The sequence below is a fragment of the Halomonas sp. ND22Bw genome, from assembly GCF_003011945.1.
In the GTDB taxonomy this organism is placed as follows: domain Bacteria; phylum Pseudomonadota; class Gammaproteobacteria; order Pseudomonadales; family Halomonadaceae; genus Halomonas; species Halomonas halophila.
The window spans coordinates 52,056-67,174 of sequence record NZ_PXWD01000005.1; the positions used below are offsets into that span (position 1 = coordinate 52,056).

Below are 15,119 nucleotides of genomic sequence, written 5' to 3' on the forward strand. Positions count from 1 at the left end.
GTCAGCCCTCGCCGCGATCGTACTGGATATCGTCGAGGCGCTGGGCCAGATGCACGTCGTCCAGCGGGCGGCGGGCCTGCCAGTAGTAGTGGCGCCAGTAGCGGTTGTCGAGAGAGGATATCTTGACGCCGCGGGAGGTCGAGGCGTGAAGGAAGCGCCCCTGCCCCACGTAGATGCCGACGTGGTGGTAGTAGCCGGGCGGCTGGAAGAACACCAGGTCGCCGGGCTGCAGGGCGTCGCGCGACACCGACTCGCCCTCGCGGACCTGCTGGGTGGTGGTGCGCGGCAGCTCCAGGCCGAAGGCCTCGGCGAACACGCGCTGCACCAGGGCGGAGCAGTCGATGCCGCGGCGGGTGGTGCCGCCGAGCCGGTAGGGGGTGCCGAGCCAGCGTTCGTGCTCGGCGAGCAGCGCCTGGCGTACCTGGGCCGGCGGCGGATGGCGCAGACCACGCATCTCGAGAACGGGATTGTCGACCGGCGACATCTGACCGGGCAGCCCCGGCATGTCACGGGCGAAATAGTCGTCCACCGGCGCCTTGGACCCACCACTGCCGGCACAGCCGGTCAGCAGCAGCAACGTCATGCCTGCGAGTGAAACGCGACACCGGGTCGGCATCCCTGTCCTCTTTGCCATCCTTGTCTCTCGATCGCCATCATCGTGCCGGCCGGGCCGGCAATCACGCATCATAACCGGCACAAGGGTTTAATGCAGCTGTCGACCGTCGCCGGGCAGCGTATCCACGTGCATGGGCGCCCAGTGACGCGGGCGCGCACCGGGGAAATCCAGGCTCGCCCAGGCGCCGGCCATGGGCGGCGCCGCGGACAGCCAGCTCACCAGTGCCTGGCGGAAGCCGCTGAGGAAGGCCTCGCGCTCCGGCGTCTCGCCCATGAAGAAGGAGAAGCCGGCAAGCAGGCCACGGGCGTACTCTTCCCAGCCGCCGTACTGGCGCGCGGCCAGGGCGTGGGCCCGGCCCAGGAAGGCCAGGAAGTCGGCCTCGGTGAGCCAACCGAGCTGGCGACCGGCGATCGCCAGATCCACCGCCTGGGCCAGGTCCCAGGCAGTCATGTCGAGCTCGTTGCAGCCGTCCTCGCCGTCCCGCACACGGATCAGGCGCAGCAGGTGGTTACGCTCCTCCTCGCTGCACTCGCCGGATTCCAGGGTGGCGATCTCCGAGGCCAGTCGTTCGCGATTGAGGGTATAGGGGGCATAGTTGATCTGGTATTCCTGGCGATCGCCCGCCTCCAGCAGGTAGTCCACGAAATCGGCCAGCTCGCCGGCGGTATGCAGGGCGTAGTGACCATCGACCCACTCGCGGATCGAGGCGCACTCGCGTTCGCTCTCCGGCTGGGGCAGGCTCCAGGCCGGGCTGTTCAACGGCCCCACCAGCGCCATGGCGGTGAAGTGCGACAGGCTCGGCCGCGGGCCGGGCTCCTGCCATTCGCCGCTGCTCCAGTCCAGCCAGTGGAAGACGCTGCCGGGATCGTCCTGGTGCCAGCGGATCTCGGCCACCAGCGACGGCTGGTCGGGCTCGGGCAGCAGCGCCTCCCACTGTGCCCAGGCCGCGAGCAGGCGCCGCGGGCTGGTGTAGAAACGGCTCAGCGAGCCGTGCAGGGCCGCGGTGAGCTCGGACAGCCGCGCGGCGTCGAAGAGCCCGCTGTCCATGGCCATCTGCAGGTGGAAGGCGTACTTCTCAGCCATGTGAATGGTCGCCGCGTGGCGACTGGCCTGGCCCAGGGCATCCCGGGCGGCCAGGTCCTGCCTGCCGGGACGGCCGAACGGCGTGGCGGCGGTCGGCAAGGCGCCGTGGGCACCGTCCGCCGCCAGCTGATTGAGATGATGCGCCTGGGCCGGCAGCCAGTAGCGCGAGAGCGCCTCGGGGCCTTCGTCGGCGTGCAGGTCGAGGGTCTCGGCGAGGTAGCGGCGGGCGTCCTGCCGACGCGCCTCCGGCAGCATCGGCGCCACGCCCTGGCGCAGCGCCAGCTCCGGCTCGCGCACCGCGGCCAGCGCCAGCACCCAGTGGCGAGGGTCGCGACGCCAGTCGCGCATGGCCCGGCGCGAGGCCTCGAGCTGCGCCTCGTCGACGATCTCCGACAGCGGCGTGCGCCAGGGGCTGACCGGCGACTGCAGCAGCAGCGCCCAGTCGACGTCGAAGGCCCCCCGCAGGTCGCGGGCCTCGAACAGGCTGCGTCCGCGCTGGTAAGCCCGGGCCAGCGCCACCCAGTCGCTGTAACGGTGCATCGCCATGTCGGCGCCGTGCAGCGCGAAGTGGCGCGCCTCCTCATCGTCGAGCCAGCCCATGCACAGGCCGGCCCAGGCCAGATCGATCAGGCGCAGCCAGTCCCAGGCGGCCCACTCCAGGGGCTCGCCGCTCTCGACCAGGGTCAACAGCACCCGGCCGGCGGACTGGTCGCGGGGCGCGAGGCCCTCCCACCAGGCCCGACGTTCCTCGGCCGCCGCCGACAGCAGGCGGGTGGCGTCCAGGTCCCAGGCCTGGCGGTCGCCCTGGGAGGCCAGCCACAGCAGCACCCGAATCAGCTCGTCGCGCCCCTGGACCTGCCAGGCCTCGGTCAGCCAGCCCTCGAGCCCTTGCCAATCGAGCGGCGCGGCCCGGGGCTCGAGCACGGGGCTGAAGGCCGCGCGCAGCCGCCAGACCCGGTCGACCGGATCGTCGGGCCACAGCGCCTGTTCAGGGCGCGAATCGGCCAGCCACTCGCGCATCATCTCCCAGGTGACGCCCTCGCCCTGGTGTTCGAGGGCGGCCAGGGCCTCGCAGGCCTCGCTGAAGCCGTCATCGCCCTGGACCCAGCCCACGGCGCTACGCGCCCGGCACAGCGCATCCAGCCACGCCTCCAGGCCGTGATAGCGACTACCGATCTCTTCGGCCAGGCGCTGTGCCCAGGCCCGTGCTCGGGGCTCGCCGAGCCAGCCGGCGGCGCCGCCGAGGGCTGCCAGTTCCAGGGCAGAGAGCAGACGCGCCGGATCGGCCTCACCACCGCCTCCGAATGCCTCGAGCAGCCGCCATCCCAGCTCGCCGCGATCGACGACCCCGAGCCCTTCCAGGCGGGCCGCTGCCACCTCGGCGTCCAGCGTCAGGGGATCGGGGGCGAAGGCCCAATCACACAGCACCAGCTGCTGGGCCCACCAGGCATTCAGGGGATCGACCAAGGCACACCTCGCCACACAAGCAAACGTTCGGAACGGCGCCGAAGCGCCGCGGGAAATTCGGCGACACAGTGTAACGGAAAGCGCCGCCGGCGCCGATGCTCGAAATCACTCGGAGAGACGTCGATCCGGGGCTTGGCGGCGTGTTCTAAATAATGCACACTCGTAAAACATAACGCATCACAAGCTCGCCTTGTGTCAACGATGGCGAGAGACAGCCGAGAGAGTGCCGATGACATCCCCGAGCGACCTGCTGATCGACAAGGCCTACGTGGCCGGCCAGTGGCGCGCCGCCGAGCGACGCTTCCCCGTGACCGACCCCGCCACCGGCGAGGTGCTGGCCGAGGTCCCCGACCTGAGCGCCGACGACGCCCGTGAGGCCGTGGCCGCCGCCGAGGCGGCCTGGCCGGCCTGGCGCCGCCTGGCCGCCAAAGAGCGTGCCGCCCTGCTGCGCGGCTGGTTCGAGCGCATCATGGCCCACCAGGAGGCCCTGGCCCGGCTGATGACCCGCGAACAGGGCAAGCCACTGGCCGAGTCCCGCGGTGAAGTCGGCTACGGCGCCAGCTTCGTGGAGTACTACGCCGAGGAAGCCAAGCGCGTGGCCGGCGAGACCCTGCCCGGCCACGGCGCCGACAAGCGCATCCTGGTGATGCGCGAGCCGATCGGCGTGATGGCCGCCATCACGCCCTGGAACTTCCCGCTGGCGATGATCACCCGCAAGTGCGCCCCGGCCCTGGCCGCCGGCTGCCCGGTGGTGATCAAGCCCGCCGAGGCCACCCCGCTGACCGCCCTGGCGCTGGCCAGGCTGGCCGAGGACGCCGGCTTCCCGGCGGGCGTGATCAACGTGGTGACCGCGGCCCGCCCGGCCGAGATCGGCGAGGTGCTGACCACCGATCCGCGAGTACGCAAGGTTTCCTTCACCGGCTCCACGCCGGTCGGCAAGCGGCTGCTGGCCCAGTGCGCCGGCACCGTCAAGAAGGCCTCCATGGAGCTCGGCGGCAACGCGCCCTTCATCGTCTTCGACGACGCCGACCTGGACGCCGCCGTGGAAGGCGCCATCGCCTCCAAGTTCCGCAACGCCGGCCAGACCTGCGTCTGCACCAACCGCTTCCTGGTGCAGGATGGCGTCTACGACGCCTTCATCGACAGGCTGGCAGCTCGCATGGCCGAGCTCAAGGTCGGCAACGGCCTGGACGAGGGCGTGCTCCAGGGGCCGCTGATCAATGACGCGGCGGTGGCCAAGGTACAGTCACACATCGCCGACGCCCTCGAGCACGGAGGCCGGCTGGTGTGCGGCGGCGAGCCCCACCGCCTGGGCGGCACCTTCTTCCAGCCGACCCTGGTCGCCGACGTCACCGCCGAGATGAAGGTGGCCACCGAGGAAACCTTCGGCCCGCTGGCGCCGGTGTTCCGCTTCCACGAGGACGAGGAGGCGATCGCCATGGCCAACGCCACCGAGTTCGGCCTGGCCGCCTACTTCTATGCTCGCGACTACCAGCGCATCTGGCGCACCATGGAAGGACTGGAGTACGGCATGGTCGCCGTCAACGAGGGTCTGCTCTCCACCGAGCTGGCGCCGTTCGGCGGCGTCAAGGAATCCGGCCTGGGACGCGAGGGCTCGCGTCACGGCCTGGATGAATACACTGAACTAAAATACGTCTGTGTCGGCGGGCTCTGAGGCCCTATCGCTCTCTCAACAGGAGTCGTCTCCATGAACAACGCACAACTCAACGAGCTCAAGCAGCGCTACGTCGCCAGCGGCGCCGCCAGCCCGGCCACCCAGTTTGCCGACCGCGCCGAGAACGCCCTGGTCTGGGACGCCGATGGCAACCGCATCATCGACTTCGCCGGCGGCATCGGCGTGCTCAACATCGGCCATCGCCATCCCAAGGTGGTGCAGGCGGTCAAGGACCAGCTGGACAAGGTGATGCACACCTGCCAGACCGTGATGCCCTACGAGGGCTACGTGAAGGTGGCCGAGAAGCTCAGCCAGGTGACCCCGGTGCGCGGTCACGGCAAGGTGATGCTCGCCAACTCCGGCGCCGAGGCGCTGGAGAACGCCGTCAAGGTGGCCCGCGCCGCCACCGGCCGCGACAACGTGATCTGCTTCACCGGCGGCTACCACGGCCGCACCTTCATGACCATGGCCATGAACGGCAAGGTCGCGCCCTACGCCACCGACTTCGGCAGCATGCCGGGCAATGTCTTCCGCGCGCCTTACCCGGTGCCGAGCGAGGGCGTCAGCGACGAGGACGCGCTGCGCGGTTTGAAGATGGCGCTGAAGACCGACGCCAATCCGAAGGACACCGCCGCCATCGTGCTCGAGCCGGTGCTCGGCGAGGGCGGCTTCCATGCGGCGTCGCCGGGCTTCCTGAAGGCCGTACGCGAGCTGTGCGACGAGCACGGCATGCTGATGATCGTCGACGAAGTGCAGTCGGGCTTCGGCCGCACCGGCAAGCTGTTCGCCATCGAGCACAGCGGCGTGGAGCCGGACATCATCACCATGGCCAAGAGCATGGCGGACGGCATGCCGATCTCCGCCCTGGTCGGCACCGACAAGGTGATGGACGCCTCCGGCGGCAACTCGCTGGGCGGCACCTACACCGGCAGCCCGGTGTCCTGCGCCGCGGTGCTGGCGGTGCTGGAGGTGTTCGAGGAAGAGCAGATCCTCGACAAGAGCCTGGCCCTGGGCGACAGGCTCGGCGAGCGCTTCACCCAATGGGAGCAGGCCTTCGACTGCGTGGCCAACGGCCGCCACCTGGGCGCCATGGCCGCCTTCGACCTGGTCACGGCCGACGGCAGCCCGGACGCCGACCTGGCCGGCGCGCTGTGCAAGAAGGCGCGCGAGAAGGGGCTGATCCTGCTGTCCTGCGGCCTGTGGGGCAACACCATCCGCTTCCTGATGCCGGTGACCATCGAGGACGAGGTGCTCGAGGAAGGCCTGGGCATCATCGAGGAGTGCCTGAAGGAAGTGGTCGGCAGCCAGGCCGCCGCCACCGCCTGATCCTGTGCTAGCCCCAGATGCACGCCGCCCGGCCAGTCGGCCGGGCGGCGTGTTTCTGCGTGACCCTGCGGGTTCGATGGGCGCTGCCGGTCAGGCCTTCTTGACCTTGGCGATCACCCACAGCAATACCACCGCGCCGACGATGGCGGTGACCAGCGAGCCGATGAAGCCGCCCGCTTGCAGGCCCAGAAGATTGAAGAGGCCACCGCCGACCACCGCGCCGACGACCCCCACTCCGATATTGCCCAGCAGCCCGAAGCCGCCGCCACGCATGATGTTGCCGGCGATCCAGCCCGCCAGCCCGCCGATGATCAACCAGGCGATGATGCTCATGGGTGTCTCCTTTTCCACTTCCTTGGGATGTGCCTGCCAGACTGCCGACTTGCGGCGTCATAACGCAAGCTCAGAACGATGATCCGGGCCGGGCCAGGAAGGCCCGCTCTTCCTCGGTGGAACGCCGCCCGAGGGCGGCATTGCGATGCGGATAGCGGCCGAAGCGCTCCAGGATAGCGCGGTGCCGGCGCTCGGCGCGCAGGCTGTCCTCCAGGCCGGGCTGCTCGAACAGCCGCGCTGCCTCGTCGTGGACGGCCAGCGACTCGCTGTGCATGTAAGGCATGTAGAGGAAGGCCCGCTCGCGCGCCGCGAGCGCGGCGTCATCCCCGGCGGCGACCGCCTCCCGGGCGAGCGCCAGCGCCTGCTCGTCGGCGGAGAAGGCCTCGGGGCCGTCGCGATGAAGGTGGCGCGAGAACTGATCCAGCACGATGATCTCGGCCAGCCGCCCCGTGGCCGAGCGTCGCCACTCGACGAACTCGCCGCGGCGAGCGGCGGCGTGGATCTCGGCGAAACGGCGCCGCACCTCGGCGTCCAGCTCAGGGTCCTTGCGGAACCACTGCGCGGGCGTCAGCTCGTCGAACCAGAAAGCGAGCACGTCGCTTGCCTTGCTGCCTGCCATGGCGTCGCGCCTCCCTGTGGCTGGGCCATGCCCCATCCCCGGCTGATATGCTCTCAGCATAGCAGCCCGCTCTCGATGCCCGACAACGACCGACGCCCCATGACGCCCGGAGCCACCATGACCGCCTATCAGCTGATGTCGATGCTCGGCTATGCCTTCAACATCGTCGGCCTGCTCGTCTGCCTCGGCGGGCTGAGCCTGGCCCGGCGGCCACGGCATCGCTGGCTGGGTCGGCTGCTGGCCGTTGCAGGATTCGCGATCGCCGCGACCCCGCTGCTGGCGCAGCTTTTCGGCTGGGCGGAGCCGACGCCGACCGGCGTGATGCCGCCTTCCTGAAAAAGGACTACCAACCGTTAGACGAAAGGCGTATGGCGGCGGCAAGGCAGTCCCCTAGACTGCCTCGTCACTGTCGTAATGTTAGCAACAAAATCTCTTCCCTCGGCGGCGAGCACGCCAATGAGCGCCAGACGTTAAGGATTTTTCCGATATGCACGCCCTCACCCTCGCTTCCTTCCTGTTCTTTACAGGATTGGTCGCCTTCGTCACCTGGCGGATCACCCGCCGCGACGACCACGCCAGCACCAACGGCCTGTTCCTGGCCGGGCGCAGCCTGACCTTCCCGCTGATCGCCGGCTCGCTGCTGATGACGAACCTGTCGACCGAACAGATGGTCGGCCTCAACGGCGCCGCCTTCGCCGACGGCCTCAGCGTGATGGCCTGGGAAGTGGTCGCGGTCATCGCCCTGGTGCTGCTGGCGCTGTTCTTCCTGCCGCGCTTCCTGAAAAGCGGTATCGCCACCGTGCCCCAGCTGCTGGAGATCCGCTTCGACAAGGGCACCCAGCGCATCGCCAACGTGATCTTCCTGCTCGCCTATGCGGTGATCCTGCTGCCGATCATCCTCTATTCCGGCGCCATGGGCCTGCAGGGCATGCTCGACCTCCACGGCCTGACCGGCATCGAGTCCGACACCACCCTGCTGTGGCTGACCGTGTGGCTGGTGGGCCTGATCGGCGCCGTCTATGCGTTGTTCGGCGGCCTGCGCACCGTCGCGGTGTCCGACACCCTGAACGGCATCGGCCTGCTGATCGGCGGTTTCGTGATCGTCTACTTCGGCCTGCAGACCGTCAGTGACGGCAACGGCGTGCTGGCCGGCTGGGAGATCCTCAAGGAATCCCAGCCCGAGCGTCTGAACTCCATGGGCCGCGAGGATCAGCAGGTGCCCTTCGCCACCCTGTTCACCGGCGTGTTCCTGATCAACGTCTTCTACTGGACCACCAACCAGCAGATCATCCAGCGTACCTTCGCCGCCAAGAACCTGGCCGAGGGTCAGAAGGGCGTGCTGCTGACCGGCCTGTTCAAGCTGCTCGGCCCGCTGTACCTGGTGCTGCCCGGCATCATCGCCTATCAGCTGTACGCCGATCAGGGCGTCCAGGCCGACGAGGCCTACGGCCACCTGGTGTTCAACGTGCTGCCGCCCTACCTCAGCGGCTTCTTCGCCGCGGTGATGGTCGGCGCCATCCTGTCGTCGTTCAACTCGGCGCTGAACTCCACTACCACCCTGTTCAGCCTCGGCTTCTACAAGGGCGTGCTCAACAAGGACGCCAGCGAGGAACAGGTGGTGCGCGCCAGCAAGACCTTCGGCTGGATCATGGCGCTGATCGCCATGACCATCGCGCCGCTGCTGGCCGGCCAGGACAGCCTGTTCGGCTACCTGCAGAAGATGAACGCCATCTACTTCATCCCGCTGCTGGCGGTGGTGCTGGTCGGCCTGCTGACCAAGCGCGTGCCGGCCATGGCGGCCAAGATCTCCCTGGTCGGCGGCTGCCTGCTGATCTTCGCCGGCTACTTCATCCCGCCCTTCAACCAGCTGCCGCAGGTGATGCACGAGTTCCACTTCGTCGCCTCGGTCTTCGTGCTGCTGGTGGTGGCGATGCTGGTGATCGGCAAGCTGCGCCCGCGGGCCGAGGCCTGGATCCAAGAGGACAGCGGCGCCGTCGACCTGACCCCGTGGAAAGGCGCCGTGCCCGCCGGCATCGCGCTGGTGGTGCTGGTGATCGCCATCTACGCGGCCTTCGCCTGACGCCACGCCGGTTTCCCCGCCCCATGACGACGCCCCGCCCCGTGCGGGGCGTCGTCGTTTCGAGCCACGCCATGTCCTGATCGGTGGGAAACGGGTCGTTGTGGACACCGCCACCGGCCGCCAGACTGCAGACATCGTCCCGTCATGGAGCCCGCCGATGTCCGAAGCTTCCTCGCCGCGCCACGGAACGTTGCTCGGCGCTTCACCGCGCCGCGTGGCGTTGCTCGCCTATCCCGACTGCCAGGCGCTGGACGTCAGCGGCCCCTGGCAGGTCTTCGCCAGCGCCAACGACTGCGCCGGCCGGCGGCTCTACGACCTGGCACTGGCCGCCCGCGCGCCGGGCCCGCTTCGCACCAACGGAGGCCTGGCCATGGTGGCCGACCTCGACTGGGCGGGCCTGGCGGCCCGCGGCGCGCCGGATACCCTGCTGGTGGCCGGCGGCAGCGGCGTCTTCGCCGAGTGCAAGGCCGGGCACCATCTCGAGGGGCTGCGCGAGATGGCCCCGCGCGTCCGGCGCCTGGGTGCCATCTGCACCGGCGCCTTCCTGCTGGCCCGGGCTGGCCTGCTCGACGGCCGCCGGGCCACCACCCACTGGCGCCACGCAGAGGCCCTGGCGCAGGCCTACCCGACGCTGCGCGTCGAGCCGGATGCGCTCTACGTCGCCGACCGCGGCCGCTACACCAGCGCCGGGGTGACCGCCGGCATCGACCTGGCCCTGTCGCTGGTCGAGGCCGACCACGGCGGCGCGCTGGCCGGCCGCGTCGCCCGTGAGCTGGTGATGTTCCTGCATCGCCCGGGCGGCCAGTCCCAGTTCAGCGAAGCGCTCGCGCACCAGCGACGCACCAGCGGCCCGCTGCGCGAACTGCTCGACGCCCTGCACGCCGACCCGGCCGGGGATCATCGCCTGGAGCGCATGGCGGCACGGATGGCGGTCACCCCGCGCCATCTGTCGCGGCTGTTCCGGCGCCACCTCGATACCTCGCCCGGGGCCTACCTGACGCAGCTGCGCCTGGAGGGCGCCCGCCGAGAGCTGATCGACAGCCATCCCGCCCCGCCGCTCGATCGCCTCGCCGCCCGGTGGCGGCTGGGCGGCGCCGAACAGCTGCGCCGCCTGTTCCATCGCCGCTACGGCGTCCCGCCGTCGGTCTATCATGAGCGCTTCGGCGCCCGCACCTTCCCCCTCGAGGAGCCCACCGCATGCCCCTGACCGTCACGCTGCTCTCGCTGTGCCAGGCCCTGCTGGTCAGCGGCAACATCCTGCTGATCGCCGTGTCGCCGCTGATCGGCGCCCAGCTGGCGCCCTCACCGACCTGGTCCACCGCCCCGGTGGCGACCCAGTGGCTGGGCCTGATGTGCGCCACCATTCCCGCCTCGCTGATCATGGCGCGCCTGGGCCGGCGTCGCGGCTTCGTGCTCGGCCACCTGCTGGGGCTTGCCGGCACCGGGCTGGCCGTGGCCGCTCTCCAGGCCCAGGCGTTCGGCCCGTTCCTGCTCGCCACCTGGCTGATCGGCATCGGCATCGGCTTCGGCCAGCTGTATCGCTTCGCCGCGGTGGAGGCGGCCCCCGAGGGCGGCCGCGACCGGGCCATCGGCCTGGTGATGGGCGGCGGCGTGCTGGCGGCCTTCTTCGGCCCCTGGCTGGCCCGCCACAGCCACGCCCTGGCCGAGGTGCCCTACCTGGGCAGCTTCCTCGGCCTCGGCGCCCTCTATCTGCTGGCCCTGGCGCTGCTGGCCGGCGTGCGCCTGCCCGAGCCCGGCCGCGATGACGCCGAGGGCGAGCCGCGCCGGCTGGCCGAGATCGTCCGCCAGCCGGTGTTCCTGCTGGCAGTGGTCAGCGCCATGGTCGGCTACGGGGTGATGAACCTGGCCATGACCGCCACGCCGCTGGCCATGGCCGAGGTCGGCCACGGCTTCGATCACGTGGCCACCACCATTCAATGGCACGTGGTGGCGATGTTCCTGCCCTCCTTCGTCACCGGACGGCTGAGCGCCCGCTTCGGCGCCCCGCGGATGATCGCCGCCGGCTGCCTGCTGCTCGCGGCCAGCGCCCTGATCGCCCAGTTCGACGCGGGCCTCGCCGGCTTCCACGCCGGACTGGTGCTGCTCGGCCTGGGCTGGAACTTCGCCTTCCTGCCCGCCACCGGGCTGCTCACCGAGGCCCACTCCCCGGCCGAGAAGGCCCGCACCCAGGCCGCCAACGAGTTCCTGGTGTTCTCCACCGTGGCGATCACCGCGCTGCTGGCCGGCCCGATGGTGACGTGGCTGGGGTGGTCGAGCCTCAACCTGCTGCTGATCCCGCTGTGCCTGCTGCCGCTGGCACTGCTTGGCGCCCGTCGCCTTGCCTTCCGGCGTCGCCGCCCGCAGATTAGGGGCTGACACGGATGCCGAGCGACACCCCATGCCCCGAAACCTGACACGCGACCTGCTCGAGCGTGGCCGCGACCGCCAGCTGCGCCTGGCGGTCACCGGCCTGTCGCGGGCGGGCAAGACCGCCTTTCTGACCTCGCTGATCGACCAGCTCCGCCACGCCGGGCTCGAGGCCCGCCTGGACCTGCTGCCCGCGGCCCGGGAAGGCCGCCTGCTGGGCGCCCGCCGGGTCGAGCAGCAGGATCTCGGCGTGCCGCGTTTCCCCTTCGACCGGGCACTCGCCGCCCTCGACGCCGACCCGCCGCAGTGGCCGGCGCCGACCCGCGGCATCAGCGAGCTGCGCCTGTCGATCCGCTACCGCCCGAGCCGCCCCGGCTGGATCGGCGGCGACACCCGCCAGCTGACGCTGGACCTGTTCGACTATCCCGGCGAATGGCTGCTCGACCTGCCGCTGCTGGAACACGACTTCGCCAGCTGGTGCCGGGCCCAGCGCTTCGACGGCGAGCGCGCCGCGCTGTTTGCCGGCTGGCAGCGCGAGGTGGCGGACCTGGACCCGGCCCAGGAGGTCGACGAGGCGCGCCTGGCCGAGATCGCCGAACGCTACGCCGAGGGCCTGCGGGCCGCCCGCGAGGCCGGCTTCTCGGACCTGCAGCCGGGCCGATTCCTGCTGCCCGGCGAGCTCGAAGGCGCCCCGGTGCTGCAGTTCTTTCCCCTGCCGGGGCTCGACAAGGCCGATCCGGCCGTGCTGGCGCAGCTGCCGCCCGAGAGCCTCTACGCCACCCTGGCGCGGCGCTTTCGCCACTACCAGCAGCACATCGTCAAGCCGTTCTACCGCGATCACTTCCGGCGCTTCGACCGCCAGATCGTGCTGGTCGACGTGCTGGGCGCGCTGAACGCCGGCCCCGAGCGCTTCGAGGACCTGTCGCGGGCGCTGACGCGGCTGATGCAGAGCTTCGACTACGGCCGACGCAGCCTGCTCTCACGGCTGTTCGCCCCGCGCATCGACCGCCTGGCCATCGCCGCCACCAAGGCCGACCACGTGACCCCCGAGCAGCATCCGCGCCTCACCGGGCTGCTGCAGGCGCTGCTGGCCGAGCCGCTCAAGGACCTGCGCTTCGCCGACGTGCCGGTGCGCGCCCTGAGCCTGGCCGCGATCCGCGCCACCGAGGCCCGCGAGGTCGACCACCGCGGCCAGCGCCAGCCGGTCCTGCGCGGCACCACCCTCGAGGGCGAGGACACGCTGCTGTTCCCCGGCGAGGTGCCGACAACGCTGCCCGACGCCGGCTTCTGGCGCCGTCAGGGCTTCACCTTCACCGCCTTTCGCCCCCAGCCACGCGCCGGCGGCGCCCTGCCGCACATTCGCCTGGATGCCGCCCTGGAATGGCTGATCGGAGACAAGCTGACATGACCGCGCCCCGCGAATCCGACCCGCGCCCCGGCCGACGCTTCACGCTGGAGACCGAACCCGCCCCGGAGGCACCCGAGACGCCGGCCCCGGAGCATCTGTTCGATCCGACGCAGGCCCACCATCCACCGACGCCGGCGGAGCCGGACGCCCCGCCCGGCGAGAGCGAGGCCGCCGTCACCGCCGGCCTGGCGCCGCCGAAGCGCCGCCGCTGGGGCCTGCTCGGGCTGCTGGTCGCAGGGCTCGGCCTGGGCGCCGGCGAACTCGCGCTGTCGATGCCTGCGGCGCTGGCCGAGGGCGACTGGCTGGGCCTCGGCTGGGGGCTGCTGGGCCTCGGCGCCATCGGCCTCGGCGGCGGCGCCCTGGCCCGGGAGCTGTGGCGACTGCGGCGCCTGCGCCGCCACGAGCGGCTGCGCGAGACGCTCGGCGCGCTGCCGGAGGCCTCCAGCCGCCAGGCGCACTCCACCGCCGACCAGCTGCGCCGCCAGCTGGGCCTGGACGAGGACCATCCCCACTGGCAGGCCTTCCTCGCCGCCCACGAGCCCCACCACGACGGGCGCGAGACCCAGGCGCTGCTGGCCCATCACCTGCTGGCCCCGCGGGACCGCGAGGCGCGGCGGCTGATCTCGCGGATGAGCGGCGAGACCGCGGTGATGGTGGCGCTGAGCCCGCTGACCCTGGTCGACATGGCACTGGTGGCCTGGCGGCACCTGTCACTGATCGACCGGCTGTGCCGACTCTACGGCCTGGAGCTCGGCTATGCGGCGCGCCTGCGGCTGTTTCGCCAGGTGCTGCGCGACATGGCCTTCGCCGGCGCCAGCGAGCTGGCCAGCGAGGCCGGCATGGAATGGCTGTCGCTGAACCTGGCCGGACGCCTCTCGGCGCGGGCCGGCCAGGGCATGGCGGTGGGTCTGCTGGGGGCTCGCCTGGGGCTGCGTGCCCAGCGGCTGACCCGCCCGCTGGCCTTCGACGAGGCCGAACGGCCCCGCGTCGCCGACCTGCGCCGCGAGCTGTGGAGCCGGATGCGGCGCCTGGAACGCCACGAGGAGCACAGCAGGACCTGACCGGGATCACCGCATAGCGGCTCGAGGCGGTCTAGGCTGTAGGGTATGCCCCCGGCCATGCCAAGGAGAGAGACCCCATGTTCCACACCATCCTCGTGCCCATCGACGGCTCAGAGCATTCGCGTGTCGCCCTGTGCGTGGCCTGCAAGCTGGCTCGCCAGGAAGACGGCCAGCTGATCCTGCTGCACATTCCCGAGGCGCTGCCCCACGAACCGCTGCTGGTCTGGGGCATCGGCGCGGTGCCGATGGAATCGACCCTGGAGAAGCGCGACGAGGTCGGCCAGGCCCTGCTCGACCACGCCACCGAGGAGGCCAGGACCCTGGGCGTCGAACAGGTCAAGCCGGTGCTGACCCGCGGCGACCCCAGCCAGAAGATCCTGGCCGCCGCCGAAGAGCACGGCGTCGATACCATCGTCATGGGCAGCCGCGGCCTCGGCGACCTCAAGGGCCTGGTGGTGGGCAGCGTGTCGCACAAGGTCAGCCACGGCGCCGACTGCCGGGTGATCACCGTCCACTGACCCAGGCCGGCAACGGGCCATCCGGCGGCCGGACGACTAGGCTGAAGGGGCGGTATTCTCAGTCCCGGAGGTGCTGGCCATGTTTCGAACGATCCTGGTGCCCGTCGACGGCTCGCCCCACGCCCGCAAGGCGCTCTCCCTGGCCTGCCAGCTGCTGGCAGACCGCCAGGACGCCTGCCTGCTGCTGCTCCATGTGCCCGAAGCCGCGCCCCACGACCCGCCGATGATGTGGGGCGTGGGCAGCGAGGCCGCAGCCGACTCCCGGGACGAACGCGAACGCCGCGCCCGGCAGCTGCTCGACACGGCCGCGGAGGAGGCCCGCGACCGGGGCGTCCGCCACGTCGAGCCCGAACTGCGCTTCGGTGACCCCACCCGCACCATTCTCGAGCTGGCCGATGCCCGCGACGTCGACGCCATCCTGATGGGCAGCCGCGGCCTCAGCGACCTGCGCGGCCTGTTCACCGGCAGCGTGTCGCACAAGGTCAGCCATGCCGCGGAGTGCAGCGTGGTCACCGTGCATTAGACAAAAGCAGACCGGGAAGGCGTTCCGGCAAGCCGGCCGGGCA

The 15,119-nt window shown here is 70.9% G+C and carries 14 protein-coding genes; 10 read left to right on the plus strand and 4 right to left on the minus strand.

The genetic code is table 11. The features are described 5' to 3' along the window. Nucleotide 1: 1 nt before the first annotated feature. Both CVH10_RS08355 and CVH10_RS08360 read right to left on the minus strand, forming a co-directional pair. On the minus strand, nucleotides 2–583 hold the full coding sequence (locus tag CVH10_RS08355) for a C40 family peptidase (protein WP_035595227.1): 582 nt from the start codon (nucleotides 581–583) through the stop codon (nucleotides 2–4). 120 nt (nucleotides 584–703) lie between these two features. Beyond that, nucleotides 704–3,166: a DUF1266 domain-containing protein gene (locus tag CVH10_RS08360; RefSeq protein ID WP_106488349.1), complete on the minus strand. Its 2,463-nt coding sequence runs from the start codon at nucleotides 3,164–3,166 to the stop codon at nucleotides 704–706. 229 nt (nucleotides 3,167–3,395) lie between these two features. Here CVH10_RS08360 and CVH10_RS08365 point away from each other — a divergent pair, with 229 nt between their 5' ends. Further along, nucleotides 3,396–4,841, plus strand: coding sequence for an NAD-dependent succinate-semialdehyde dehydrogenase (locus CVH10_RS08365; protein ID WP_035595223.1), 1,446 nt, complete (start codon nucleotides 3,396–3,398; stop codon nucleotides 4,839–4,841). 33 nt (nucleotides 4,842–4,874) lie between these two features. Beyond that, nucleotides 4,875–6,167 (plus strand): aspartate aminotransferase family protein, encoded by a 1,293-nt coding sequence (locus CVH10_RS08370; RefSeq protein WP_106488350.1) that lies wholly within the window; start codon nucleotides 4,875–4,877, stop codon nucleotides 6,165–6,167. A gap of 90 nt (nucleotides 6,168–6,257) precedes the next feature. Here the strand turns inward: CVH10_RS08370 and CVH10_RS08375 are convergent, their stop codons facing one another. Together CVH10_RS08375 and CVH10_RS08380 are read right to left on the minus strand one after the other, a co-directional pair. Further along, entirely contained in the window at nucleotides 6,258–6,500 is a 243-nt protein-coding gene (locus CVH10_RS08375; RefSeq protein ID WP_035595219.1) for a GlsB/YeaQ/YmgE family stress response membrane protein, read from the minus strand. A gap of 70 nt (nucleotides 6,501–6,570) precedes the next feature. Continuing rightward, nucleotides 6,571–7,119, minus strand: coding sequence for a DUF924 family protein (locus CVH10_RS08380; protein WP_106488351.1), 549 nt, complete (start codon nucleotides 7,117–7,119; stop codon nucleotides 6,571–6,573). A gap of 117 nt (nucleotides 7,120–7,236) precedes the next feature. Between CVH10_RS08380 and CVH10_RS08385 the strand changes: the two genes are divergently transcribed. The 8 genes from CVH10_RS08385 to CVH10_RS08420 all read left to right on the plus strand — a co-directional run bounded on the left by CVH10_RS08385 (nucleotide 7,237) and on the right by CVH10_RS08420 (nucleotide 15,076). Beyond that, nucleotides 7,237–7,455: a hypothetical protein gene (locus CVH10_RS08385; protein WP_106488352.1), complete on the plus strand. Its 219-nt coding sequence runs from the start codon at nucleotides 7,237–7,239 to the stop codon at nucleotides 7,453–7,455. Nucleotides 7,456–7,606: 151 nt separating this feature from the next. Next, nucleotides 7,607–9,199 carry a solute:sodium symporter family transporter gene (locus CVH10_RS08390; protein WP_106488353.1) on the plus strand — a complete coding sequence of 531 codons (1,593 nt, stop codon included), beginning with the start codon at nucleotides 7,607–7,609 and terminating at the stop codon, nucleotides 9,197–9,199. A gap of 157 nt (nucleotides 9,200–9,356) precedes the next feature. Continuing rightward, complete coding sequence (locus tag CVH10_RS08395) at nucleotides 9,357–10,406, plus strand: GlxA family transcriptional regulator (RefSeq protein WP_106488354.1); 1,050 nt, start codon at nucleotides 9,357–9,359, stop codon at nucleotides 10,404–10,406. Next, nucleotides 10,397–11,575 (plus strand): MFS transporter, encoded by a 1,179-nt coding sequence (locus CVH10_RS08400; RefSeq protein WP_106488355.1) that lies wholly within the window; start codon nucleotides 10,397–10,399, stop codon nucleotides 11,573–11,575. Before CVH10_RS08395 ends, CVH10_RS08400 begins: the two co-directional genes overlap by 10 nt. 22 nt (nucleotides 11,576–11,597) lie before the next feature. After that, nucleotides 11,598–12,974 (plus strand): YcjX family protein, encoded by a 1,377-nt coding sequence (locus CVH10_RS08405; RefSeq protein ID WP_035595208.1) that lies wholly within the window; start codon nucleotides 11,598–11,600, stop codon nucleotides 12,972–12,974. Continuing rightward, nucleotides 12,971–14,035, plus strand: coding sequence for a TIGR01620 family protein (locus tag CVH10_RS08410; RefSeq protein ID WP_106488356.1), 1,065 nt, complete (start codon nucleotides 12,971–12,973; stop codon nucleotides 14,033–14,035). Before CVH10_RS08405 ends, CVH10_RS08410 begins: the two co-directional genes overlap by 4 nt. Nucleotides 14,036–14,112: 77 nt before the next feature. Then, the gene (locus CVH10_RS08415; protein ID WP_035597241.1) at nucleotides 14,113–14,553 is read left to right on the plus strand and encodes a universal stress protein; all 441 of its coding nucleotides are present in this window, start codon (nucleotides 14,113–14,115) and stop codon (nucleotides 14,551–14,553) included. 79 nt (nucleotides 14,554–14,632) lie between these two features. Further along, entirely contained in the window at nucleotides 14,633–15,076 is a 444-nt protein-coding gene (locus tag CVH10_RS08420) for a universal stress protein (protein ID WP_035597244.1), read from the plus strand. Nucleotides 15,077–15,119 lie beyond the last annotated feature (43 nt).